General features: G+C 35.6%; 29 protein-coding genes, 1 pseudogene and 1 riboswitch. Of the genes and pseudogenes, 7 read left to right on the top strand and 23 right to left on the bottom strand.

Translation table 11 applies throughout. The features are described 5' to 3' along the window. Positions 1 to 143: riboswitch (cyclic di-AMP (ydaO/yuaA leader) on the top strand. 97 nt (positions 144 to 240) lie between these two features. Continuing rightward, the gene (locus tag NSS74_RS07590) at positions 241 to 384 is read left to right on the top strand and encodes a hypothetical protein (protein ID WP_000945246.1); all 144 of its coding nucleotides are present in this window, start codon (positions 241 to 243) and stop codon (positions 382 to 384) included. 81 nt (positions 385 to 465) lie between these two features. Here the strand turns inward: NSS74_RS07590 and NSS74_RS07585 are convergent. The 3 genes and pseudogenes from NSS74_RS07585 to NSS74_RS07575 form a co-directional block, all read right to left on the bottom strand. Beyond that, positions 466 to 1,613, bottom strand: a pseudogene (locus NSS74_RS07585) (collagen-like protein); the annotation flags it as partial. A 204-nt stretch (positions 1,614 to 1,817) separates the two neighbouring features. Beyond that, on the bottom strand, positions 1,818 to 2,573 hold the full coding sequence (locus NSS74_RS07580; protein WP_002033352.1) for a class I SAM-dependent methyltransferase: 756 nt from the start codon (positions 2,571 to 2,573) through the stop codon (positions 1,818 to 1,820). 41 nt (positions 2,574 to 2,614) lie between these two features. Further along, positions 2,615 to 3,157, bottom strand: a complete 543-nt coding sequence (locus NSS74_RS07575) for a CGNR zinc finger domain-containing protein (protein WP_002142532.1) — start codon at positions 3,155 to 3,157, stop codon at positions 2,615 to 2,617. A 112-nt stretch (positions 3,158 to 3,269) separates the two neighbouring features. On the opposite strand from NSS74_RS07575, the gene NSS74_RS07570 reads away from it, so the two are divergent. Then, the gene (locus NSS74_RS07570) at positions 3,270 to 4,466 is read left to right on the top strand and encodes an MDR family MFS transporter (RefSeq protein WP_002142533.1); all 1,197 of its coding nucleotides are present in this window, start codon (positions 3,270 to 3,272) and stop codon (positions 4,464 to 4,466) included. Between the two features lie 81 nt (positions 4,467 to 4,547). Here NSS74_RS07570 and NSS74_RS07565 read toward each other — a convergent pair whose 3' ends face one another. After that, positions 4,548 to 5,462, bottom strand: coding sequence for a tetratricopeptide repeat protein (locus NSS74_RS07565; protein WP_002033348.1), 915 nt, complete (start codon positions 5,460 to 5,462; stop codon positions 4,548 to 4,550). Positions 5,463 to 5,831: 369 nt separating this feature from the next. Here NSS74_RS07565 and NSS74_RS07560 point away from each other — a divergent pair, with 369 nt between their 5' ends. Together NSS74_RS07560 and NSS74_RS07555 are read left to right on the top strand one after the other, a co-directional pair. Then, a complete protein-coding gene (locus NSS74_RS07560) occupies positions 5,832 to 6,212 on the top strand; it encodes a hypothetical protein (protein ID WP_002142535.1) in 381 nt (126 codons plus the stop codon). Between the two features lie 75 nt (positions 6,213 to 6,287). Beyond that, positions 6,288 to 6,515 carry a DUF3923 family protein gene (locus NSS74_RS07555; protein WP_002033344.1) on the top strand — a complete coding sequence of 76 codons (228 nt, stop codon included), beginning with the start codon at positions 6,288 to 6,290 and terminating at the stop codon, positions 6,513 to 6,515. Positions 6,516 to 6,611: 96 nt separating this feature from the next. Here NSS74_RS07555 and NSS74_RS07550 read toward each other — a convergent pair whose 3' ends face one another. From NSS74_RS07550 to NSS74_RS07535, 4 genes are all read right to left on the bottom strand, one after another. Beyond that, a complete protein-coding gene (locus NSS74_RS07550; protein WP_002033341.1) occupies positions 6,612 to 7,163 on the bottom strand; it encodes a DUF2179 domain-containing protein in 552 nt (183 codons plus the stop codon). A 220-nt stretch (positions 7,164 to 7,383) separates the two neighbouring features. Further along, a complete protein-coding gene (locus NSS74_RS07545) occupies positions 7,384 to 7,797 on the bottom strand; it encodes an ATP synthase subunit I (protein WP_002084378.1) in 414 nt (137 codons plus the stop codon). Between the two features lie 53 nt (positions 7,798 to 7,850). Further along, complete coding sequence (locus NSS74_RS07540) at positions 7,851 to 9,173, bottom strand: hemolysin family protein (RefSeq protein ID WP_002142537.1); 1,323 nt, start codon at positions 9,171 to 9,173, stop codon at positions 7,851 to 7,853. Positions 9,174 to 9,292: 119 nt separating this feature from the next. Next, positions 9,293 to 9,697 (bottom strand): MerR family transcriptional regulator, encoded by a 405-nt coding sequence (locus NSS74_RS07535; RefSeq protein WP_012261301.1) that lies wholly within the window; start codon positions 9,695 to 9,697, stop codon positions 9,293 to 9,295. Between the two features lie 310 nt (positions 9,698 to 10,007). On the opposite strand from NSS74_RS07535, the gene NSS74_RS07530 reads away from it, so the two are divergent. Continuing rightward, positions 10,008 to 10,895 (top strand): DMT family transporter, encoded by an 888-nt coding sequence (locus tag NSS74_RS07530; RefSeq protein ID WP_002142538.1) that lies wholly within the window; start codon positions 10,008 to 10,010, stop codon positions 10,893 to 10,895. Positions 10,896 to 10,916: 21 nt separating this feature from the next. On the opposite strand, the gene NSS74_RS07525 is transcribed toward NSS74_RS07530, so the two are convergent. Then, entirely contained in the window at positions 10,917 to 11,453 is a 537-nt protein-coding gene (locus NSS74_RS07525) for a hypothetical protein (protein WP_002142539.1), read from the bottom strand. A 21-nt stretch (positions 11,454 to 11,474) separates the two neighbouring features. Then, positions 11,475 to 12,329 carry a pentapeptide repeat-containing protein gene (locus NSS74_RS07520; RefSeq protein ID WP_002142540.1) on the bottom strand — a complete coding sequence of 285 codons (855 nt, stop codon included), beginning with the start codon at positions 12,327 to 12,329 and terminating at the stop codon, positions 11,475 to 11,477. Positions 12,330 to 12,524: 195 nt separating this feature from the next. Here NSS74_RS07520 and NSS74_RS07515 point away from each other — a divergent pair, with 195 nt between their 5' ends. Continuing rightward, positions 12,525 to 12,698: a DUF1272 domain-containing protein gene (locus tag NSS74_RS07515; protein ID WP_001162783.1), complete on the top strand. Its 174-nt coding sequence runs from the start codon at positions 12,525 to 12,527 to the stop codon at positions 12,696 to 12,698. A 70-nt stretch (positions 12,699 to 12,768) separates the two neighbouring features. Here the strand turns inward: NSS74_RS07515 and NSS74_RS07510 are convergent, their stop codons facing one another. The 12 genes from NSS74_RS07510 to NSS74_RS07455 form a co-directional block, all read right to left on the bottom strand. Beyond that, entirely contained in the window at positions 12,769 to 13,830 is a 1,062-nt protein-coding gene (locus tag NSS74_RS07510) for a lactonase family protein (RefSeq protein WP_002142541.1), read from the bottom strand. Positions 13,831 to 13,967: 137 nt separating this feature from the next. Further along, positions 13,968 to 15,509, bottom strand: coding sequence for a gluconokinase (gntK, locus tag NSS74_RS07505; protein ID WP_033716381.1), 1,542 nt, complete (start codon positions 15,507 to 15,509; stop codon positions 13,968 to 13,970). A gap of 157 nt (positions 15,510 to 15,666) precedes the next feature. Continuing rightward, complete coding sequence (gene fsa, locus NSS74_RS07500) at positions 15,667 to 16,335, bottom strand: fructose-6-phosphate aldolase (RefSeq protein WP_000667685.1); 669 nt, start codon at positions 16,333 to 16,335, stop codon at positions 15,667 to 15,669. A 51-nt stretch (positions 16,336 to 16,386) separates the two neighbouring features. Further along, positions 16,387 to 17,280, bottom strand: coding sequence for a phosphogluconate dehydrogenase (NAD(+)-dependent, decarboxylating) (gene gnd / locus NSS74_RS07495; RefSeq protein WP_002033317.1), 894 nt, complete (start codon positions 17,278 to 17,280; stop codon positions 16,387 to 16,389). Between the two features lie 95 nt (positions 17,281 to 17,375). Beyond that, positions 17,376 to 18,860, bottom strand: coding sequence for a glucose-6-phosphate dehydrogenase (zwf, locus tag NSS74_RS07490; RefSeq protein WP_002142544.1), 1,485 nt, complete (start codon positions 18,858 to 18,860; stop codon positions 17,376 to 17,378). 490 nt (positions 18,861 to 19,350) lie between these two features. Next, a complete protein-coding gene (locus NSS74_RS07485; protein ID WP_002033314.1) occupies positions 19,351 to 19,827 on the bottom strand; it encodes a heme-degrading domain-containing protein in 477 nt (158 codons plus the stop codon). 305 nt (positions 19,828 to 20,132) lie between these two features. Beyond that, complete coding sequence (locus NSS74_RS07480) at positions 20,133 to 20,699, bottom strand: SGNH/GDSL hydrolase family protein (protein WP_002142547.1); 567 nt, start codon at positions 20,697 to 20,699, stop codon at positions 20,133 to 20,135. Between the two features lie 16 nt (positions 20,700 to 20,715). Next, positions 20,716 to 21,540 carry an MBL fold metallo-hydrolase gene (locus tag NSS74_RS07475; RefSeq protein ID WP_002033312.1) on the bottom strand — a complete coding sequence of 275 codons (825 nt, stop codon included), beginning with the start codon at positions 21,538 to 21,540 and terminating at the stop codon, positions 20,716 to 20,718. 29 nt (positions 21,541 to 21,569) lie between these two features. Continuing rightward, entirely contained in the window at positions 21,570 to 22,127 is a 558-nt protein-coding gene (locus NSS74_RS07470; RefSeq protein WP_002033311.1) for a DUF7010 family protein, read from the bottom strand. Between the two features lie 27 nt (positions 22,128 to 22,154). After that, positions 22,155 to 22,994 (bottom strand): phosphotransferase, encoded by an 840-nt coding sequence (locus NSS74_RS07465; RefSeq protein ID WP_002142548.1) that lies wholly within the window; start codon positions 22,992 to 22,994, stop codon positions 22,155 to 22,157. A gap of 111 nt (positions 22,995 to 23,105) precedes the next feature. After that, positions 23,106 to 23,597, bottom strand: coding sequence for an NUDIX hydrolase (locus NSS74_RS07460; RefSeq protein WP_002014049.1), 492 nt, complete (start codon positions 23,595 to 23,597; stop codon positions 23,106 to 23,108). Positions 23,598 to 23,602: 5 nt separating this feature from the next. Further along, entirely contained in the window at positions 23,603 to 24,352 is a 750-nt protein-coding gene (locus NSS74_RS07455; protein ID WP_002142550.1) for a Nif3-like dinuclear metal center hexameric protein, read from the bottom strand. 84 nt (positions 24,353 to 24,436) lie between these two features. Between NSS74_RS07455 and NSS74_RS07450 the strand changes: the two genes are divergently transcribed. Further along, positions 24,437 to 24,646 carry a hypothetical protein gene (locus tag NSS74_RS07450; RefSeq protein WP_002066340.1) on the top strand — a complete coding sequence of 70 codons (210 nt, stop codon included), beginning with the start codon at positions 24,437 to 24,439 and terminating at the stop codon, positions 24,644 to 24,646. Positions 24,647 to 24,681: 35 nt separating this feature from the next. On the opposite strand, the gene NSS74_RS07445 is transcribed toward NSS74_RS07450, so the two are convergent. Then, the gene (locus tag NSS74_RS07445) at positions 24,682 to 25,581 is read right to left on the bottom strand and encodes a PhzF family phenazine biosynthesis isomerase (protein WP_002142551.1); all 900 of its coding nucleotides are present in this window, start codon (positions 25,579 to 25,581) and stop codon (positions 24,682 to 24,684) included. Between the last annotated feature and the right edge of the window lie 31 nt (positions 25,582 to 25,612).

Here is a 25,612-nt window from a genome sequence, read left to right as displayed (position 1 = left end):
TACAACCTTTTGCTGAATCCAAATTTTGGAGCGGGGGAACCATTTTTGTAGCTATGCTACTTGGGGCGAATCTTTTTTAAGTAGGGAAACTCTCACTTCCCGAGTCCGACAGCTAACCTCGTAAGCGTAATGGGAGAGGAAGGTGCTTTTTGCCTATGTTACACACTTTGCCTCCTTAGTTATAAATATGGAATCAATATCAATCAGAAAACTATATTTATAGAAAAGGAGACTGGTACAATGTTACGTTTATCAGATCACGCAATAAAAATGATGGAGCAAAGACTTCGACTCGAACAACACCGCACATATCAAGCAAATAAAGTTGTAGATAACTTACATCACAAATACTTCTTTCAGCATATTTTTCAACCGAAAAGATAAAGAAAATGTTTATTTAATATTAAAAAACACAAGGTGTGTCTGTAAAGACATTCCTTGTGTTTTTTATATTCCCTATACTTTTTATAATATCCTCACCACATTTAAACTTGCCGTAATTGTTCCTGCAATAGTGGTCACATGCCCAACACCTAATGGACCATTTTGTAATATTAACGTTGAATTTGCACTCGCTACATTTACAAGAAGTGTATTTGAAATAGCTGGTTCGATTACTACAGTTGATGTCGTTACGTTTTGTATAAAACTCCCTGTTATTTGTGTTCCATTTAATAGTAACCTAACAGATACAGTCTCATTCCCACCAGTCGCGTCCCCTTGGAAATAGTAGCTTACTAAATATATTCCTGGTGTGGATACCGTGACAGTTGTAGCACTAGTTAAAGATACACCAGTTCCATATACAGTGGATCCTGAATTAATTGGAATGTTGGCATTTGCTGCAATTGTACTTGTTGATGTAGAAAAGAAATACCCACCACCTGTTGATATAGCAGGTGATCCAGTTGCTCCGGTTGAGCCGGTTAGGCCAGTCGCACCTGTTGGACCCGTTACTCCGGTTGAACCGGTTGCACCGGTTACTCCTCTTATTCCTTGTATCCCTGTCGGTCCAGTCGAGCCGGTCACTCCTTGTGGACCTTGCACTCCTTGAATTCCTTGAGAACCTATTACTCCAGTTGCTCCCGTGGCACCTTGTGGACCTTGCGGGCCTATCACACCTGTTATCCCCTTTATTCCACTTATGCCTTGTGATCCAGTAATTCCCTGTATTCCTTTCGCTCCTTGGGAACCTTGTGAACCCGTTACACCAGAGATGCCAGTTTCACCCATCTCACCTTGCATTCCTTGTGCTCCCGTTTGTCCCCGCTCCCCTATTTCTCCTTGTATTCCTTGCGGGCCTTGTAAGCCTTGACTACCAGTAGGGCTTTGCACTCCTTGTATCCCTTCTAGTCCTTGTACTCCAATATCACCAATTGGACCTTGGTTTCCAATTAATCCTTGAGAACCTTGTAAACCAATTGGACCAGTAATCCCTTGCGCTCCAGTATCACCAACGGCACCTTGTATTCCTTGTGCTCCTGTTGTCCCTCGCGGACCTTGTATTCCTTGTATCCCTGGAGGACCTTGTGGACCCGTTTGGCCCCTGTAGGACCGGTGATGCCTGGAGGACCAACTGGACCTTCATAGCCTCCAGTTGGTCCAATTGCTCCCACAAGCGGAAGAGGCAGTGCCACTCCGAATTTTTTGCACTTTCTATGATGACGCACAACAATCCCCCTTCCCCAAAATAATTACACTTTTTATATGAAATGCATTTTTATATGAAAAGTACATCTTTGACCTCACTTTTTTAAAAATAAAGAAGCCTATCATTTCATTTGTTCAAAATGATAGGCTTCTTTATTTTTAGCAAGTTATTTCCTCGTCTTAATAATAAAAGTAGTTGGCACCATTCTAGCTTTATATAAACAATAATATTTCGTAGAAGGTGTAGCTACTTCTTCATCAAATACACGAGACGGTTCAGGCTCTTCTATTCTCTCAATTGTAAATCCCACTCTATTTAACTCATTTATGTATGTACTTATTTTTCTCTTATATAATGTCGCTTGTACATTTTCTCCTTTAAATGTTTCAAACGTAATAGGAGTTTCCTCATGATAAGAAGACTTTAAAGCAATTTCTTCTGTACCATACTGTAAATTCGAATATACTGGGTGCTCCCAGCTAAAAATAAAACTTCCTCCTGGCTTTACATATGAATAAATCAGTTCCAACGTTTTTCCTAAATCTGAAGTCCATCCTAATGCATAGATGGAATATACAATATCAAAATACCCTTTCGGAATATCTCCTTCTTCTTCCATTGCTCCGCATATTAACTTTGGATTCCAACTCTTTAACGTTTCATTCGCTGTTTTAATTTGTTCACTTGAAAGATCAAGACCCCATACTTCCTCTGCCCCATGTTCTGCCATATATTGCAACGAATGCCCGCTTCCACATCCAATATCAAGAACCTTTTTATTTCTGATTGAATCGAACAAATGAATCTCATCTTCAGACGCTGTATAAGGACCATATTTCGGTAAACAATCTACTTGAAAGAAATATGGTGCAACTGTATCCCAACACTTTTTATTTAAAGCTAACATTTGTGTACCTTTCATATTCTACATTCCCCCATCCAATTTTCTTCCCCTAATATAAATTACACATTATAACCTGATCTCCCTTTTCTCTTCGCCCGGTAATTTTTCACTTTTGCAATCGTACCGCACGCTCTTCCGCCTTCTTCCCCAGCATACATACCGCACCATCTTTTACTTCCATTACGCGAATGATCATAAAATACCCAGCGACAATCTGGGCATGCTTTTAACCTTCCCCACAAATTTTCTTGAATCGCCGTTAACACAATACTCAATACTTTTGTATACACATTCTCTTCTTGCACCGGTTCATATGTAACACTTTTCATATCTCCCTTTATATGTACATGAAATGGGTATTTTTCTAACCATTTTTGCAACGATCCTTCGCCTTCAATTGTTAACCGAATGTCTTCTCGAAAACTTTTTAATTCATCTATTGTATGAAATGAAAACTCTTCATGAAAATATTTTTTCATAAATTGCTTTATATCACCTTCTGTTTGTAGCAAATCAATTGGCTCTCTCGTATCATTTGGTATTCTCCATGTATTTAAAAATCCCCGAATATATTCTAATTCATTTGGTGCATTCTGATTCAATTCCATTCACCTTCTTCTTAAAATTTACTTTTTTCTGACTTTATGTATAATTATAATATAAAATAGTTAACCATTAAATAATTTTACTGGTTACAATATTAGGAGGAGTTCTATGAAAAGTTTCTCAATACCGATACGTTTCATGCTTATTTCTTCATTTTTTATGTCTTTTGGGTATTTTGCAGTATACGCATTTTTAGCTATTTATCTATTAAGCTTTCTTCATTTTTCTGCTGTTCAAGTAGGAACAGTGTTGACGGTTATGACAATCACATCACGAGTTACCCCATTATTCTCAGGATTAATTGCTGACAAAATAGGCTATATCATTATGATGATAGCCGGATTATTTTTAAGAGGAATCGGATTTATCGCTTTAGGAATATGCTCTGATTTCTATACAATTTCTATTTCTTCTGCACTTATTGGCTTCGGAACTGCATTTTACGAACCTGCTGCGCGCGCCATATTCGGCTCACAACCAGCTCATATGAGAAAAAATTTATTTACATATTTAAACCTTAGTTTTAATTGCGGTGCAATAATCGGACCAATTGCAGGAGGGTTCTTACTCTTACTCGATCCAATCTATGCTTTTTCTCTAACAGGATCTCTTATGCTGTTATTCGCTTTTATCTTTTACTTACTTAAAAATCACTTCCAAGTCACTACTGAAAACACGTCTATTACATTAGGGATACAGTCTATCTTACAAAACAAATCTTTCCTTTTGTTTTCATTTATTATGATCTTCTTCTATATTATGTTTACTCAGCTAACTGTCGCACTTCCACTTCATATGAAAAACATTAGTAATAGCAACCAGCTCGCTACACTAGTTATTACGATAAATGCAATAACAGGCGTCATATTTATGGTATTATTCTGGAAACTCTTTCATAAATACAACACACTTTCTATTATTAAATACGGTGTTTTATTAATGGGTATTTCCTTTTTACTCATTCCTTTATTCCAACATCCATATTGGCTATTTATTTGTGTAATTTTATTTACAATCGGTGAAACACTCGTATTACCTAACGCTGATATCGCTATTGCAAATTACAGTAACGAATCATATACAGCTACTTACTTCGGATTTTATCAACTATCACTCGCATTTGGTTTTATCATCGGTAATTATACCGGTACATCTTTTACATCCAACTTAAACGGAATGTATACACCATGGCTTATTTTCGGCGGAATAGGACTTATTGGTTTTATTTCACTCCATATTTTAAATATTAAAAAAGGGAGCTCTAAAGAGGATATATACCTATGTAATGAGACGAAACATCTTTAACACATTACAATTGAGATGGTACCTTTAGACAAGCAGCCTATAATAAAAAATTCGACCATCATATTTGACAGTCGAATCTTTTTATTTTTCATATTCAAGATGATTATGTCTTTTACAACCAAATAAATAGCAAGCCCCTATATAATCAGTTTCAAATTCTAACCCTGGAACATATCCAGATTCGATACGTTCTATCATTTTTTTATAACAATTGTTCTCTTCTATATATTCCTCAATTAACTCTTTCTTATCGTTTTCTGTCCAATTTTCTTCTACTTCTTCATTTTGAACATCTTCTATTTCTGCTGTCTTCGCTTCGATAGATTCCCGTATAACTTCATTTATACGGGAGAAATTATTAGCTTTATATAGAGCATAAACAAATCTACCAATCCAATTGGGACTTTTCCAGTATTCTTTGTATCCCTTTTCGAACCATTCAATTGCTTCTTTATAGCAATTCAACTCAACATATAAATCTGCTACATTAATTTCTCCTACAAAATCATCAGATTTCCTGTTAAAAGCATCCAACTTCTCTTTCGCTTCTGTTTTTCGCCCTAAATCAATTAAACACTTTACATAGTTATACATTATAATGTCTGAATCCCCTGCAACTCGCAAGAAAAATTCCGAAGCTTTTTCCAACTCTCCAAGATTATAATGAGCTACAGCTACATTGTGATATGCTTCATCGGATGGTTGAATCGAAATAGATTTTTGTAATGCATCTTTCGCTTCTTCCCACTTTTCTTGTTTCATGTAAATTTCCCCTAAGATGTTATAAGGAAAGTATGAGGAAGGATTCAACTTAACAGCTTCTTTTATTAATTCAAGAGCTTTACCATCATTCTCTTCCTCATAAAAGTACATCCAAGCAAGATTATTGAGAGATTGTACACCTCTAGATTCATGTACTGCTTGTTGAAACAGTTCCATTGCTTCCACATATTCATTTTGTTCAAACATTTCAATTGCCTTCTCGTTAATGTTCAAGTAACTACCTCCGAAGTGAATGAATTCATCTATTCCCTATCATTATTTTAATATGCAAAAAATGTAATTTCCATAATAATAAGTTCGCTTCGTATTAAGTTCTTTCTCCTGTCTACATTTCATCATATATTTGGATATATAATTCGTAATGATTTTAGCAACACTGCTTTGTAAAGAAAATATATACCTACTGTAAAAATACTGATTCTAAACAATAAGTAAACTTTTCAATCTCCCTTAAATTGGATATACAACCTGTTTCATTTTACATATTATGGTACAATTAAAAAGTGCTAGCTAAACATTTACGTTCCACACTAGCAGTCTAGCAATACCAAAATCAAAAATCACTTGAAATTGGGGGATGTTATGAAAAAGAAATTAATTGTTCTTCTATTCATCGGAATCATTTCATCTGGATGTTCAACTATAGTAGAAAATTCTTTAGAAACCGGAAGCGGCAGTATTGAATTATTAACACCAACGATTACAACAAAAGATAATGAATTAGAAATTAAGACTGAAGGTATTGATGAAAATAAAGTAACTTTTATTTATGTTGCCAATAAAAAAGTATTGGAACAAAAAATAAATAATGGTGAATCCTACAAACTTAACATTAAAGATATCGAGCACGCTCATAGGACAGACTACAAGCCAAGAGTTCAACTTTTGCAAACGAAAGATGATAACGAAGATGGAGACATGGCAACCTTTAAACAAGTTAGATATACAGTTGAAAAAAAGTAGTTTTATAGTTATTCCATTTAAATATAACAACCGAAAATATACTTTTAACAGAGGGTAAATATAAGAGGTGCTAATATGAAAAGACGATGGATTTTTTGGTGGATTGGTAACATATTTTGGATTATAACTTTCGGGATATTGGCAGCTATCATTTGGCTAAGAGAGGTTGATGGGACCGGCGTTACTCAAACACCTGAGCTGAAATTAATAGCATTTATCGTTTTATTAATTGCATTTATATTACCACTAATTATTCAAGTTGTATGGTTAATTGTTAATCTGAGAAAAAGCAGAAAAAAATAACGCAAAAAAAAGAGAGGAATCTTTTTCAATATAGATTCCTCTCTTTTTTCTATGGGGATTATGCCGTGCTTTTAAAGCTGCACTACTCCCTTTTCTTTACAATGCATGTTCATCTTTCTTCTTCTTCAACAATGCTCTCTTTTTCATCGCCTTCGTTAAATATCCACCTTTAAACGAACGGATTTCATAAGAAGACATAAACGCTTTCGGTGCAATTTCATTAATAATTTCTAACAGTTCTTTTTCTCTAGAACGCTTTGCAACGATATCTAAGCGATAACGTATAGAATTTATTCCTTCACCTTCAAATACTGTAACGCCAAATCCAAAATGGCGTAATTCATTTACTAATTCATTACAACGGTCTAGCAAACTAACTTGATACGTAATATATCCAATTGCTAATTTATTTTCTATATAACCGCCTAATAATAGTCCCGCACTAAAGCCGATGACATAGGCAACAATGTTCATCCAATTTGATAAATCTTGAAACACAATACCTAAACTGACAATATAAATTGCTCCTTCTAACAATCCTACACCTGCAGCGGATCTTGTTTGATTCTTTACAAGCAAAATCGTACGGATTGTTAAAGTTGGAACGTAAATAATTTGAAGCACAAAAATAAGTAAAGCTTGTAACATTGGTATCCACCTCTTTCGCAAATTCTTTTGTCATGATAACATACATAAGCTTTAGAAATCGATGGGTTTTTTAATTTTTTTTAATTTTTTTTCATACTATTGAAATGCCCCAAAAATAAGCGTATTATGTTTGGCATAAATTCGATAAGTACCAGTAAATCATTCGTATTATATCATTTATTTTTAAACGCAAAAAAGGAACCTGATTAGGTCCCTTTCATCAGAGCTCTATGTTTTTCGAAGCATTTTCCTTTTGCTTCTCTTCTTCTTTTACTAGCTGCATATTTGCATAGGCTAAATTCGCAATCATTAAAAAGTGTCCACCCAATATTCCAGTACCAAATGCCCACATTTCCATTTCATGCTCAATTTCAAACATAATGATAGCCCCTAATATTGCGGCTGCAAATCGGTTTAGAACTCCTAATCCAGGAGCCTTTTCTTTCATCACGATACTTCTTCCTAATTTCTCCACTCTGCGAGCTAATAGCCAAAGACAATATGCGCTAACTGCTAAACCGATACCGAACCCTGTCACTTGTTTCCCAAACGGAGTAACCGCCCACATTAGTAGTAAACCACTAAAGATCGTATACAATTGTAATCGATATACACGTAAGGCTACTTGAATCAAAATATCCGCTCCTAATTTCACATTTTATTATGTGTCAGAAGAAAAGCAGCAACTTACACAGTTGCTGCTTTCTCTTGTTCTTGTTCCATTTTTTGAATTTCAACACGTTTAATTTGATAAGCATCTTTTTCTAACACTTTAAATTCATAGCCTTCTGCTTCAACGTATTGTCCTTCTTCGATTTCATGATTTTGCATCATAATCCATCCACCGATTGTATCCACATCGTCTTCTTCAATGTGTAATCCAAACAAATCTTTTACTTCTGAGATAAGCACTTTTCCATCAACAATTTTATGATACTCGTTCACATGTTGAATTGGTGGTGCTTCATCTTCATCATATTCATCACGAATTTCGCCGACGATTTCCTCCAATATATCTTCAAGCGTTACAATTCCAGCTGTTCCTCCGTACTCATCATATAAAACAGCCATTGGAATTCGCTTCTTCTGCATTTGCAGTAATAAATCATGAATTGGAGTCGTTTCCATAACTTCAATAATCGGACGCATATACGTGCGAATCGATGATAAATCTTCTTGATCGTTGTTCATATATCGAATAAAGAAATCTTTTACGTTGACCATACCGATAATATCATCTTTATCTTCTCCAAAAATCGGATAACGTGTGTATCGTTCATTTTGGATTACTTTCATGTGTTCTTCTACTGAATCTTCAAGATAGAAACCAACGATTTCTGTACGCGGTACCATTATCTCTTTCGCGATGCGATTATCAAATTCAAAGATATTATTTACATACTTGTATTCAGCTTGATTAATTTCGCCACTTTCATAGCTATCTGAAAGAATAAGACGTAATTCTTCTTCTGTATGAGCTACTTCATGTTCAGAAGCTGGTTTCAAACCGAATAAACCAGTTATAACACGAGCTGAACCGTTCAATACCCAAATAAATGGATACATGATTTTATAGAACATCATTAACGGAGTTGCCAATAACAACGTTACTTTTTCAGCCTTTTGAATTGCCAGCGTTTTCGGAGCTAATTCCCCTACTACAACGTGTAAATATGTCATTAGCATAAAAGCAAGACCAAAAGTTAATACTGATGAGATAGAAGGATTTACGTTCCATTTCTCAAATAACGGGTGTAATAACTTTTCGATTGTCGGTTCACCTAACCAACCTAATCCCATCGCTGTAACTGTAATACCTAATTGACAAGCAGATAAATATTCATCTAAATTTGTTGTTACCTTTTTCGCTGCTAACGCACCGCGTTTCCCTTCCGCAACAAGCTGATCAATGCGACTTGAACGTATCTTAACAATCGCAAACTCTGCTGCTACGAAAAATCCAGTAAATGCGATTAAAATCGCAACCATGACTAAATTAAATATTTCCAATGAATCCCCTTAGTTAAAAAACTAAGGTGTCCACCTCCTGTATACTATAATGTTTTCTTATTTGTTCGTTAGAAAACATAGCCCGATACAAAAATTAAAGAGGTCGGATTTCACTTATTCTATAATAATAGAGCAAGTGTCTGTATTAAAGCTGTCGTTTGACCTGATAAAGATTTCGATATTTTTTCACGTTGTGAATCAGTCAATTCATCTAAAAGAGGCTTTAACTCTGTTAGTTCTGCTTCTAATCTATGAATATGGTCTGTCACTTCATTCACTTGTTTCGAAACGTGTTCATTGATACCGAGCAGCTTCTTCTCCTCGATCTTCTCTTTAATCTCACAAAGCGGCATATGCATTTCTTTGCACTTCTCAATAAATTGTAATGTCTCAAATGCTGTTTCGTCGTAATAGCGATAATTAGATTGAGATCGCTCCGCTTTTAAGATTCCTAGATTCGTATAATAATCAATCGTTCGTTTCGACACGTGAGCCATGAGAGCCAACTGTCCGATTCGATACACCTTCCCAACGATCTTCCCCCCTTGTTTATATTACTATTATCATACAATACATAAACTGTACAGTCAAACGTGACGGTTTGTTATTCACATTTTATGCACAATTCCATAACACTCTTTAATAATCAGAAAGTTAAGTTATAATATCATTAAAAGAAGAAGGGAGGCTACGTTCATGTACTACAACACTTCATTCGAAAACGATCAACCTGTAGGCCGTCTATAATCTAAGACGGGCATTCATATAACAAGTGCACCATGCCTCGTCTTAGGGAATAAATCATAACCCTAAAAATAGACGGAGGTCATTCAAATGAAACAAACCATTTTAGGAGCTATATGTTTATCACTAGCAGCAAGTATTTGGGGCGGTATGTACGTCGTTAGTAAATACGTACTCGACTTTATTCCGCCACTTACACTCGTTTGGCTACGCTTTATTATCGCTTTTGTTGTTTTATATGCGATTTTGAAAACAACTGAAAAAAAGCAAAAGAAAAAAGTAACCATACACAAAAAAGATTGGCTATTATTCGCTTGGATTGGATTCATCGGGTATTTCATTTCGATCACATGTCAATTTATCGGAACGAAATTATCCGATGCTCATACAGGCTCCTTAGTAACATCAGCTACACCTGCATTTATGGTTATATTTGCAGCGCTCCTTTTAAAAGAGAAACTAACTGCTCGTAGACTTTTATCAACTATAATAGCGACAATCGGTGTCATTATCGTTATCGGATGGGGTATTGAAATCGGCTCCTATTTTATCGGTACAATCATTTTAGTTGGGGCCGCTATTACGTGGGCTTTACTGTCCATTTATGTAAAAATCGCTTCCGCTCGATTTTCATCTTTAATTATTACAACGTACGCAATATTTTTTTCACTCTTTTTCATTACACCTTTTATGGTATGGGAATTCCAAACAAATCCTATTGAACATATGAACATGTATGTAGTATTAGGCGTACTCTATTTAGGAATCGTCTCAACCGCAGGTGCATTTTTTCTTTGGAATAAAGGATTAGAATTAATGGATGCTAGCATCGGTTCATTATTTTTCTTCTTCCAACCTATCGTCGGTTCAATACTTGGCTGGCTCCTATTAAATGAGACGTTAAGTAGTAACTTTTTCATTGGTGGTATCCTTATTATGTGTAGCGTTATAATTACTACTTTTGAAAAGCAAAAATAGTATAAAAAAACAGGCAGAGACTTAGTCTCTGCCTGTTCGCATAATTGGGTCTTGGTCGTGAAAACCGATGCAAATTGGTATATTACTTTGTAATCCACTGCATGCACTTATAAAACTACACACCGTTCTTGCGATTAAATATAAAGTAATACCTACAGCCTTTTTATCTGAATCAAAGCCATTTTCACCATAAATATCAGCTAACTCTCCTAAAGATGGTCCTTCTATTTCATCCGTCCAATCACTTGCCCAATCCTCATCTTCTTCTTCAAGAAACATATAATCGTCACAAATATAAAACTGACTATCCCACTCATTATCAAGATCATACTCAAAATAAATCGCCTTTGCTTCTTCACTTTCAGCAATTTCTAACGCTTCTTTCAAACCTATCCTCATACTTTCCTTGTATGAATCTAATGGAATCAATTTAATGCGCTCCGCATCCTCACTTGACGCTAGTGTGCGACAAACATCATAATACTTCAATTCTATTTGAGATACTGATAACAAAAATACATCTTCCTGCATTTCCTCTAAATACTGAAAAATATCCACACTATTACAACTCCCTACACTTTACACAGTCCAATGTGCTGGACGAGACAACACTTTCGGTAATTTCGTATGTTTGTCCCCTTTCGCCGCATTAATTTGAACTTGCGTAAGAAAAACACTATTTGTAAAATCTGTCCCGCGAATGTCTGCATCTCGCAAGTCTGCTCCGATGAGATCCGCTCCCCTTAAATTTGCATCTCGTAAATTAGCCGCAATAAGATACGCCCCTCTTAAATTTGCTCCTTGTAAATCTTTCTTTTTCAGATTCGCTCCCATAAGGTCTGCACCTCGGTGACTGATTCGTTTCTTACGTGCATCATTCATTTCTTTCCAAACTAATTCACTCGTCTCTAAAAGGAGAATGTTCACTTCTGCACGGTGTAATGGCACATTTACTTCCATTAACTCATCTGGACTTAAATTAGAAAGACGCTCAGTCTCTTCAATTGCTTCCTTCAGCTCTTTATGAATTGTCTGCGTCGCCTTTAATAGAATAGCCTCATTCAAATACCAAAGCATTTCATGAAGTTGATGCATTACCGGAAAAGCATCATACATTTTTCTCGCATGCTGAGCATCTTTCCGCCAATCAATTCCTTTAAACGTAACTTGAGAAACCTTTTGTCCAGCACCGAAACATTCAAACACTGTACAACCTTTATACCCTTTTCCTCTAAGATCTCTATGTATACTACATTTATAATCTGATTGTAAATTTGTACAAGGTTTACCACCATCTTTATTCACCGCAAAATCTATTGACGCTGCGAACGGTAATGCTACACAACATAAACCAAAACACTTTTCACAATCTGCTTTTAAACTATTGTGATTTACATCCTCTTCTACATGAAAATAATCGTTATTATTAGTCAAAATATATACCCCCTGTTGTCTTTTGACTATTTCATAATATTCCAACTACAATAAATAATCAATTTTAAAATAAATAGACTTATTTCATTTCAAACAACAACATAATCCTTTTATTTCTTTTCATTTAAAAAGGACATCCACTACAATGTTAATTATAATTAAATTAAGAACTTTCAAATAACAAGGAGGATTACTATGGCATTAGAAATGAAAACAAACTGTCAAATTTGCGACCATTCCCTTCAGCCCGATTCTGAAGCATACATATGCGTGTATGAATGTACATTTTGTGCACCATGTACAGAGGAAAGGCAAAATGTTTGCCCAAACTGCGGTGGAGAGTTAGTACGTAGACCGAAAAAGAAATAGAAAAAAGCAAAGCGATATCGCTTTGCTTTTTTCTGTTTTTGGGGTATATAGAAATTCTACCAATCATAAATTAAACATTTAAAAACTTAACACAAACAGGCTCTGGTACAACAACATCAGATTGTAACAGTGTTAACTTCCCTGTCGTTTCATTTCTTGAAAATAGCACAAGATTATGTGACTTTTCATTTGTAGCAATAAGAAATTTTCCAGTAGGATCTAACACAAAGTCCCTCGGCCAATTTCCTTCTGTAGATGTATGTTCCACAAATGTAAGCTGACCTGAATTTTGATCCACACTGAAAACAGCAATACTATTATGACCACGATTCGCTACATATACAAAACGGCCATCAGAAGAAATATGAATAGCACTTCCTTGACTATTTCCATCAATCTCTTCTGGAACAGTAGAAATATACTGCAACTCTGTAAAAGACCCTTCTTCCGGATGATATGTTAACACAATGACTTCCGAACTAAGTTCAGTCATCACATAAGCGTACTTTCCGTCCGGGTGAAAAGTAATATGCCTTGGACCGCTTCCTGGGTTCACAGACAAGCTATTCACTTCTTTTAATGTACTATCTTTTATTCCATACGTAATTATTTTATCAATCCCTAAATCAACACCTACCACATATTTTTCATCAGGAGTATACCCCGCGTAATGTGCATGTGGTTTTTCTTGTCTTTCTTTATTTGGACCTGAACCTTCATGTGCCATAATAGATGCAGTAGGATTTACAGTTCCATTTTCTTCATCTACTTCAAAAGACTCAATCGTTCCTTTATGGTAATTTGCTGTAACTACCGTATGGTTTCCACTATCCACACTAATATGACAAGGAGAAGCCCCTACTACTACTTGTCTATTTTGTTCCTCTAGCTCTCCAGTATGACTATTAATCGAATAAGCAGCTACACCACCAGCTTCTCCTTCCTTTACAACAGAATAGAGATATTGATTACTTTTGCTAATCGTTACATATGTAGGGTTATCCAGCTTAGCCGCAAGTGTTACATTACTAACTTTTTGCGCTTCCGTATTTAAAGTAAAAGTATATATTCCTTCACTATTTTCTTTCGTGTAAGTTCCAACATATCCAATAAACTCTTTGTTATCCGTCATTTTCATAACCCTCTCCCTATAGTTTTTGTTCATCACACTTCTTACTAAGCAACCTAAAACTATTATTCATTGAAAGAGTATCCTAAAAAATCAGAGTACCTCTTTATACGCTACCATATTTTTCTGCCAAATAGCCTCTAAACCCACTTTTTCTGAAAAGCTGCTATACTTTCATATTCTTCTTCCAAGTGACGGGCCAAACGAATATAGATCGGTGTTAAATCTTTATATTTCTCCACACTTTCCATGTTTGGCTCATGATAAAAATTGGCACCTACCATATTAGAAACTACATGTAATGTATCTACTTCACCTAAGCTATATAAACCGAGGATTGCCGCTCCTAGGCAAGAACTTTCGAAACTTTCAGGAACGTATACGTCTTGATGAAAAATATCCGCCATCATCTGTCTCCAAAGTTCTGACCTTGCAAAACCACCTGTCGCTTGAATTTTTTTCGGTTCGCCAATTAGTTCTTTTAACGCAAGAAGAACTGTATACAAGTTATAAATGATCCCCTCTAAAACAGCACGTATAAGATGCTCTTTCTTATGATGTAGTCCAAGCCCAAAGAAAGATCCCCGCGCATTCGCATTCCATAAAGGAGCTCTTTCGCCTGCTAAATATGGATGAAATAATAAACCGTCAGATCCAGGATTCACTTTTGCCGCTATTTCCGTAAGCACTTCATATGGATCTTTTCCTAAACGCTTCCCATGCTCAACTTCTAACGTACATAATTGGTCGCGAACCCACCTAAAAATCATACCACCATTATTAACCGGTCCACCAATTACCCAAAGGTCCTCAGTTAACGCATAACAAAAAGTCCTACCTTTCGGATCCGTTACAGGATGATTTGTGACAACTCGCACTGCACCGCTCGTACCAATTGTAATAGCAACTACTCCAGGTTCTATTGCATTTACACCTAAATTCGATAGTACCCCATCACTCGCACCGATTATAAAAGGAGTAGCAACAAGTACATTCATCTCTCTTGCAAGTTCTTCATTTATCCCTATTAAACTGTGCGTCGTTGGAACAACTGTAGATAACTTTTCATCGGTAATTCCTGCAACACGAAGAGCTTCCTCATCCCATTTTAAAGATTTCAAATTGAACATTCCTGTTGCTGATGCAATAGAATAATCAATTACATATTCCTTAAATAACTTATAGAAAACATACTCTTTAATAGAGATGAATTTATAGCTTTTTGCAAACAACTCATCATGTTCATTCTTAAGCCAAACTAATTTCGAAAGTGGTGACATAGGATGGATTGGTGTTCCAGTACGAAGGTAAATTTCATGACCATTCATATCATTCTTTATTTTTTCTGCCCAGCTGGCGCTTCTATTATCTACCCAAGTGATACATCTCGTTAACGGCTTCCCTGCTTCGTCTACAGCAATGACACTATGCATTGCCGAACTAAAAGAAACACAAAGAATATCAACTGGCTGCACATTACTTGATTGTATAGTTTCTTTAATCGTATGTATGACCGCTTGAAAAATCTCTTCTGGATCTTGTTCTGCTGTTTCTGGTGCGGGAGAATATAAAGGATATTCAATCCCATGACTTGCAATAACTGATCCATCAATCGAAAACAAAACTGATTTTGTACTAGTTGTCCCAATATCTACACCAATCATATATTTCGAGCTCACTATGTAACCCCTTTCAAATTATTCCTATAACAAAAGAGCACCATGATGTATACAAAAAAGACGCTCCCTTATGAGAGCTACGTTTTAATAAGCTTCTCTCTCATAAGGAGGTCCTTTTCATAACTATAGTGCTATTTTGAAAAGTGAAATCTTCATTTCATTATAACTTAGGCGCTTTCGCCCAATCCGCAGCAAACTTTTCAATACCTTGATCTGTTAGTGGATGCATAGCAAGTTGTTCAATGACTTTATAAGGAATTGTTGCAATGTGAGCACCTGCCATCGCTACACGAGTGACATGGTCTGGGTGTCTGACAGAAGCCGCAATAATTTGTGTATCTAATTGATGAACATCGAATAATTCAGCAATTTTAGCAACTAATAATACGCCATCTTCAGAAATATCATCTAAGCGACCTAAAAATGGAGAAACGTACGTTGCACCTGCTCGGGCAGCTAAAAGAGCTTGGTTCACAGTGAAAATAAGTGTAACGTTCGTTTTCACACCTTTTTCTGTAAGATAGCGACAAGCTTCTAATCCTGCTAATGTCATCGGAAGTTTTATCGTGATGTTTTTATCGCCACCGTTAATTTTAATTAGTTCTTCTGCTTGGGAGATCATTTCTTCAGCTGCAACAACATCTGGAGTTACTTCTGCCGAAACAGATTCAACGTTAGGTACTGCCTGACAAATTTCTGCAATACGGTCTTCAAACTTAATGCCCTCTTTCGCTACTAAAGAAGGATTCGTTGTAACGCCAGCTAAAACCCCTAGTTTATATGCCTTTTTTATGTCCTCAAGATTTGCAGTATCGATAAAAAACTTCATGATTCATTCCCTCCATTTTTTAAACGCTAACGAGTTATAATTTTAAAATGTTTATTTCTTTTCTACTGCATGTCCGCCAAATTCATTGCGCAGAGCTGCTACAACTTTTCCTGTAAACGTATCATTGTCTAATGAGCGGTAGCGCATTAATAAAGACATCGCGATAACAGGAGTTGCTGTTTGAAGGTCTAATGCTGTTTCTACTGTCCATTTCCCTTCACCAGAAGAATGCATAACGCCCTTAATTTCATCCAGTTTTGCATCTTTAGAAAATGCATTTTCAGTTAATTCCATTAACCAAGAGCGAATGACTGAACCGTTGTTCCATACTTTTGATACTTTTTCATAATCGTAGTCAAATTCACTCTTCTCTAAAACCTCAAATCCTTCACCAATAGCAGCCATCATTCCGTATTCAATTCCGTTGTGAATCATTTTTAAAAAGTGACCACTACCAGCTTTGCCAGCATATAAGTATCCATTTTCTACAGCTGTATCTCGGAAGATAGGTTCAACGATGTCCCAAGCTTCTTGGTCTCCTCCGATCATGTAACAAGCACCATTTCGAGCACCTTCCATTCCGCCAGAAGTTCCTGCATCCATAAAGTGAATGCCATCTGTCTTTAGTTGCTCATATCGGCGAATAGACTCTTTATAATGTGAATTCCCAGCTTCAATTAAAATATCTCCTTTTGATAACAACGGTGTAACCTCATTAATAACAGAATCAACAACAGCGTGCGGAACCATTACCCAAAGAATTCTTGGTGATTCCAATGATTGAACGAGTTCGCTTAAACTAGATACACCTGTAGCACCATACTCTTTCATTTCTTCCACCGCACTCGTATTTAAATCGAATGCAGCTACTTCATGTTTATGATCCATTAAATTCTTCCCTAAATTTAATCCCATTTTACCTAAACCAATTAATCCTACTCTCATAATATAATTCCTCCTTGAATTACCTTTCATCATAAATACATGTTAATAAAATGATGAATATCTTTTTTCATATTGCTTTACTTATAAGAATGTACTTATTTTTTCAATCCTTCATCTAACCACCATTTAAATTCACTTTCTTGTAATAGAGCATGAGCAGTATCCGGACCATACGAGCCAGACTCATATTCATGAAGAGGTAACAAATTTTCTTCGAATGCTTCAAGTATTGGCTGCACCCACTCCCACGACAACTCAACTTCTCTCCAATGTGCAAAGAATGTAGAATCTCCGCATACAGCATCATAGATAAGCCTTTCGTAGGCTTCAGGTATTCCCACTCCTGTTTGCTCACAAGTAAAATGAATACGGATCGGTTCAAGCTCTCCATTGTTCAATGGATTTTTACTATTTAATTGGAGTGAAACATTTTCATTTGGGCTAATTTCAATGATTAACAAATTAGGCTCTGCATTTGGATTACTATCTTGATATTGCTGTTTTAATGTATTTTTAAACTCAATTACAATACGAGTAGACTTTTCTTTCATTCTTTTTCCTGTTCGTATATAAAAGGGAACGTCAGTCCAAAATGGGTTATCGATCCATAGGCGAGCCGCAACAAATGTATCTGTTTGAGAAGAAGGATTTACTCCTGGCTCCTCCCTATACGCTACAACTTGTTGTCCTTTTATCTCCCCTGAAGCATATTGCCCGCGAACGATATGGTTCTGAACGTCTTCTTTTTTCACTTTACGAAGAGTCTCCATCACTTTTCGTTTTTCCTCACGAATTTCACATGCATTAATTTTTTCCGGCAAATTCATAGCAGTCATCATTAATATTTGCAACATATGATTTTGAACCATATCGCGAATGGCTCCTGCATGATCATAATATCCTGCCCTTTCTTCTACCCCAACCGTTTCACTAGCTGTTATTTGTACATTCGCAATATGTTCTTTATTCCAAATCGATTGGAGAACAGGATTTGCAAATTCAAGTGCTTCAATATTTTGAATCATCGGTTTACCTAAATAATGATCAATACGGTATATTTCGTCTTCTTCAAACGTTCGGCTAAGCTTATCATTCAGCTCTCGGGCAGATTTAAGGTCATGACCAAACGGTTTTTCAATCATCAGGCGCTTCCATCCATCCGTTTTATCAAGTCCACTTTCTTTAATATTTAAAGCAATTGTCTCAAAGAAGTCCGGAGTAACTGAAAGGTAGAACATTCTATTCCCTTGTATATTTTGTTCTTCTTCCCTTTCACGAACTACTTGTAATAACCTTTTATAATCTTCTGGCTTATTCACATCTAACGGACAATAACGAAAATACTCTAAAAAATCTTCTATTTTCGGAGTACCTTCTTCTCTGCGACGAGAAAAAGTTTCTATGGATTCTTTTATTCTTTTTTGAAAATCTAAATGAGATACTTCACGCCTTCCAAGCCCAATAACGGATATTCGCTTTGGAAGCTTTTGATCTCTATATAAGTTATATAGCGCGGGGTAAATTTTTCTTTTAGCTAAATCCCCTGTTGCTCCAAATAAAACAAAGGTCATTGATTCCAATTTCAGTCCCCCCTCGTGATGTATAGTCATTGTCACTATAGTAAAAATGCATTGTACAGAAGCTACTATTATTGTTGATCCAATCTTATTTCTTAACTTCTAATTTTTTATAGTTGTCGCTTTCTAATTGTCCCCAATATTAATAGTGGCAATTCAAAGCATTTTTACCACATTCTACTTACCTACCGTGACTTATATAAAATAACTTAATTATTAAAAGTAATTAAGTTATTTTATGTGTATCATATTAACTACATAGATTATAATCGTCAAGCAAAGTGTTTCGAATTGAAGATTTTTTATTTCATAATATCTTTAAATGGTTGTTTACTAGGAAAACGTTGACCCTTAGAATCCACGCTACATTCTCTTTGTACTTTTTAGGGATATCATCTCCCTGTCCATTTCCTTAAATAAATAATAAAAAGGCAAAAACGAACAGGAATATGTTCATTTTTGCCTTTTTATTTAACTATTAAAATTACTTCTATTATTGATTCAAATGATTTTTAACTGCTCTTATAACCAATTCATGATCTACTTCTGGTGGTAATCCTGAGACTGTTATCATTCCAATAACCCCTACATTTTTTATTTGGATAGGAAAGCATCCACCAAACGCAGCATATTCCGAGCCATCTAAACGGTATTTTTCATGATATGGAACTCCGCTTATTTCACTTTCTATCTGCATATAATACGAGCTATGATTATGCAGGGAAACGACCCGTTTTTTACGCTCAATCCATTTCGTATTTTCCTCAGTTGTCCCCGTCATCTTGAAATGAAATAATTGCACACCATTTTTGGCTATATCAACAGCAATCAATTTCCCCTCTCGCTTTGCTGTTTCAACGATATATAAACCTAATTGCAAGGCATCTTCATTTGTAAAAGAGGAAAATTGAAGTGTTTCCTCCTCTATTAATATTTGTTTACTTATTTCACTCAAATTTGAAGTACTCATATCTTTAACCTCCCTAATTGTCTTATACCACATTGGCATTTTTTAGAATTACCAGATTCTATAGTACCGTAACGCTTGTTTTCTTCTTACTGGTGCTATTATGAATTATATTTAACACATTAAAAATGTATGTACTTTAAAGTGCTATAGGTACTAAACATTTAGTACAGGAATTGTCTATTTCTGTGATTAATTAGAATATATTAAGGTGTTTGCATTTTTGCCTTGCTACAATGCCCTTGCGAAAAGATACTATATTTTACTTATGTGAATACAAAAAAAGCAAAGCGCCCAAGCTTTGCTTCTTACAGAATCCCTTTTAATTTTTCACAAATTAACTTCGCTAAATACTCATAACCTTGTGGTCCAAAGTGTAAACCGTCTTTTTCATCATCTTCTACAAATTTTTTATAATGCTGTTCTTGAATCATTTCAGCATACAAATTTAAAAAATGACTTCCTGTTTCTTTCGCCACTTCCTCAACCACGTCTGCATATTGGCCGAGTACTTCATTCGTTCTATTATGTTGCCTTGCTTCATCAACCGGTGCAGGACTAATAAGTAATACTTTTTCTGGTGAGATCATGCTCACAATCTTCTCTAAGTTTTCTTTGTATACTTGTAATGACACTTGAGAAAAAGAGACCGCATCATTTGTACCAAGAAAAACCGTTACAAAGTCTGGTTTATGTGATAGTACATCATCTTCTATCCTATTTAACGCATCGAAAGTATTATCACCCGGAACACCCGCATTAACCACTTTCCAATTTGGAAACATCTCTTGCAAACGTGGTGTTAATCTCGGTGTTCCATCAAAAAACATTTCATCAGCTGTAATACTATCGCCAAAGCATACTAACGTTTTCATTAATCTAGCACTCCTTTTACGTATGAAACAACTTTCCTTCTATCGCTTTCATATATCTTTCAGCAGAACGTTCCACTGCCTCATTTGCATTTTCTTTTACTACTCGGTGAAAAGCATTATATAAACGATTAAATTGTAACGGTTTCACTCGATTCGCCATTTCCTCAACTTTTCTCGCCGGTAATGGAATTAAGTTTGGATAGCTGTACATGAAGCTCACCCACTGTTGATCCGCTACAACTTGAATGATATCACCTGTTAATAATATACCTTTCCCATCATTTCCTTCTTCCCAATGTAATACAGAACCGCCACTAAAATGTCCTCCGAGACGATGCACAGTAATTCCATCTGCTAATTGTAAAGACTCACCAGTCCAATAAATAATACGACTACTCGGGCGCATAACCCACTCTTTATCGTCTTCGTGTATATAAATTGGTACATCAAATGTTTCTGCCCATTCTACTTGTGTTGAATAATAATGCGGATGAGATAGTGCAATTGCATCTAATCCGCCCCACTCTTTTACCTTCTCAATTGTCGTGTCATCTAAATAAGTAATACAATCCCATAACAAACGATATGACTCTGTTTTTACTACAAATGCTGTTTGACCGATCGCAAATTCTGGTTTTGTCGTAATACTATAAAGCCCATTTTCTTCTTCTATAATTTCATTTTTATATGTATCACTCGTTTGCAAGTTTTCTAAACTCGTCCAAGACTGCCCTTTCGGATTAATATATTGTCTCTCCTCATCACAAATAACACAACTTACCGGTTCTTCCACACTCGCTGCATACTGCACGCCACACGTTGTACAAACGAAATTATTCATAGTCATTCCCCTATCCCTTTAATTTTTTATTAAGCTGATATTTGTTGATAGTTTTCTGCTTTTTTATTTTCGATTACTAAACCTATTAGAGTCAGTAAATAGACAGCTGTAACTGACAATGGAATTACAATAAGTCCATTGTCTGCAAAAAGAATCCCGCAAACTGACGTCACAAATACGGTTCCTACTGACAATACACCATAACTTTTACTTTCATAAATCCATACGTACGGTACAAAATGAACACCTATTAACATTGCTACTACAAAAGGTAACCATTCTGGAAATTGAAAATATGCAAGTAACACTAACGGAATATTTAATACATTTATCCCACCAATTATTCCAGCTAAAGTCCCTAGCGAATTTCCTTTCGCAAACATATCAATTTTCAATATAGCAGCTATCATTAAGCCACAAGGAAATACACAACCCATACCAATTAAATACACCCACACAACTTGTTTTTCTGAAAGAAGAATACCCGTTACACTCGCTACAATCCAAAACAAAATACCAGCTATTATAACAGGAATTCCCCTCTTCGTTCTTTGTGCTAAATCTCGTTTTGCTTCTGCTATGTTCATTTCACTATCTCCCCCAAACTATTTGTACTATAAAGCCGGCTCAATTTCGTTCATCCAATAACGCCAAGCTACTAAGTAATCTTCTAAATCTTTCGGGTGGTGTCTCAAACATGTATCTATACGCAAATATAAACCTATGACTATTTCTTCATATAAATCTCGTTCTTTTTTATGAAATATACATGGTTTTATCGCATAACCAATCACTTCTTTTGTTAAATCTTCCGGAGTTGAACAGAACGCGTAAATTAAATCATATAGAGGATCCCCTAACACTGGTAAAGGATCTATCACGCCATATAACTTATTTTCTTGAAATATAAAGTTATGGAATCCGCAATCACCATGTAATAAAAATGGCTGATTTACTCCGGCTTCCCTATTTGCTAGTTTAAGAACAATTCTATAATCTTCCTCACTTATGTAACGTCTTACATTTTCATAAGCTTCCATCACATTTGCCGTTAAAAATTCATTCCAAGATTGAACCGGACTTTCTTTCCATCCCCAGCCTTCTGCCCCTGGAACCATTTTATACTTATTGATAACTTCTTTTACAAGTGTACGAAGCGTACTTCGTTTATATCCTTGTTTACACGAAGTATTACCTTCAAGGAAAGAATACACGAAATATGTATGTAAAGGTTCCTTATACAAAAGCTTTGAAAATAAACTATTCTCCTCATAAAATGAGAGAAAATTAGCTTCTTCACGTATTATTTCCGCTTCATTCAGCTTTACTACATATTTTTCGTCCAACAAATATACAGTACTTGTCGTTCCTCCGTTCAACGCTTTTACACTATTTGGATCATGTGAAATAACTTTCTCCTTAACTAGCTGTGCAACAATTATTGAAATATCCATTCTCTCACCCTTTAATTCCGAAGATTCCCTCAATTAAAAAGACAACTTTACTATTATTTGACAATTGCAAGAGAATCCCTTCTAACATCTTAATATTGCAGAAATTAATTTTTATTTTATTAAAACGGCTTCCTTCAAGATTTCATCATATAATTCATTCCATTTATAATGATACGCTGCACTCTCTTCTACTCTAACAAACATCCTTTTATCGGATTCGTACTCACCGTCAAACTTATGCACTTCATTAATCTCCATCCGGTAGAACGGCTGATACCCTACTTTTGGATACGGACTATTTTCATTCCAATTTGGATTATCACTATGGTCAACGATAATATATCCAAATAAAGTACATTCTCCTTTTACATAACCTTCTTCCCACGCTTCTCTTTTAAAACATTCTTCTGGTAGTTCCCCTTCTTCTATATGCCCACCAGGAAAGTCCCAACCACGCTGCTCATGGTCTATCAGTAAAACCTTATTATTATGAAAACAAAAACCGTGAACACTCGTGATTCTTTCGTATTCTGGCAATATACAATCTTTTTTCCACGTTAACCTCACTTTTGATTCCCCATAATTTGCGCATATAGTTACCATTTCCCTCACTCCAAATGCTCTTCATTTAATCTAATAATCTCTATTGCACGATCTCTTTCTTTTAACTTACGAGCCAAACTTTCTACACCAAATACTTCTGTAAATGTGTGGCTTCCTACAATCAAATTGATGCCTTTAAATTTCGCATGTTGCACTGTATATAATGTTTTTTCTCCCGTTATGTACGTATCACAACCTTTTTCTAGCGCACGCTCAATAAGGTTTGTATTGTTTCCTGCACCTGTTAATATCGCAATCCGTTTCACTGGTCTGTCATGATTTTTCCAGCTCTTCACTTTCTCTTCCATTCTCTCTTCAAGTTTTTCAACTAAATTTGAAAAGGGAATCGCTTCTTTATATTCTCCTATTCCCGGTAGCTCTTCTTCCTCATACGTTGAATATTCCAGTATTGTATCTATCCCAATTTCATTAAATAACGACGTACACGTGCCAAACTTTACGAAATCTAACGGCAAATGAATCCAAAAATGATTCATTTCATATTCTTTTAATTTCTCAATACAAGCCTCTTCCATACCGAATAGAAAACTCCACGGTGCATGATGTGTAACTATCATATCTACCCCATTTTGATATGCTTCTTCAATTGTCTCTAGCGTCAAATTTGTCGTGTAACCTATTTTGTGAAATTCCTCTTTACTAATGTGAGTGAAGCCATACTCGTCATCACCGTATTTATTAAGGTGCTCTTCAAAAAGTGATGTAATATGTTCTTTAAACTGCGTTATATTCATTTTCATTTCTCCTTTCATTTACTTTTATATTTCAAAAATAAGGAAATACTATTTAACGACGTTACATATATATAGGAGGACAATATGAAACCTGAATTTTTAAAAGCTATACATGAAGCGATTGGAAATGTTGAGCATATTCATATAGAAGAAAGTGGTGCAGATAGTTTACTCATTCATCACGATGATGCACAGCAATTAAAACAAGTTGCTGAAACGTTAGAACACAACAATTTCCGCTCTACTATTAGAACAGCTGGAGATGCTTCTTATATTGAAGTGTTGAACAGATAAAGAGAAGTCCCAGCTATGTGCTGGGCTTTATTCTTTTATATTGAAATTTCAAACTCTTTCACATACACCGCTGTTCCAGCAATATCAATTTGTAAGTTATCATTTTCTACATCTTTCGTTACATAAACCATTACACGACCATCTTTATTTATTTCCTGTCCTTGCTCAACGATTAACTCCAGTTCATGGCCAAAATCTTTCTCCAAATACGTCGCATAATACGCTCCCATTACACCTGAAGCTGTTCCTGTCACAGGATCTTCTATTGTTCCAGAATAAGGTGATGAGAAATGACGACCGTGCATTTTTGCTTCTGCATCATATGTTTCCAAGCAAAGTGGATGAATAGCAACCTTTGGCATTTCTTTTAATACAGATGGAAATTCACTATTATTAGGTTTCATCCTTTCACATGCTTCAAGTTTTTTAATAGGTACAATTAAAGTCCAAATACCAGTACTTCCATATACAATCGGTAATTTTTCATCTAAATCATTTACTTCAAGACCCATACTGTAAGCTAATGCCTCTTTGGAACCTGCAAAACTTTGAAACTTAGGTATTGCTTGTCTCATTTTAATAAAAGTTTCCCCATTTTCATTCGCATCTATATGTATTGGTAAAACCCCCGCCTTCGTTTCAATCGTTAAATTATGTTTCCCTCCCAATATTCCTCTTTTATGAAGTGCATATATTGTCCCTACTGTCGCATGACCACATAAATCATTTTCATGCCCAGGTGTAAAATAGCGAATTCTTATATCTGCTACTTCTGAAGAAAGAACGAAAGCTGTTTCGTTAAATCCAACCTTTTCAGCAATACGCTGCATTTCCTCTTCCGTTAATCCATCCGCCTCTAGTACAACACCTGCTGGATTTCCCATATTTGGTTTATTCGTAAATGCGTCGTAATGAAATACGTTTATAGTCTTCATTTCTTTGTCCCCTAATCTTCTTCTAATTTTC

Origin of the sequence: Bacillus sp. FSL E2-8868 (assembly GCF_038005505.1) — a bacterium.
Lineage (GTDB): Bacteria > Bacillota > Bacilli > Bacillales > Bacillaceae_G > Bacillus_A > Bacillus_A mycoides.
The sequence above is the reverse complement of the archived record's forward strand: the minus strand, read 5'-3'. Positions and strand labels throughout refer to the sequence as shown.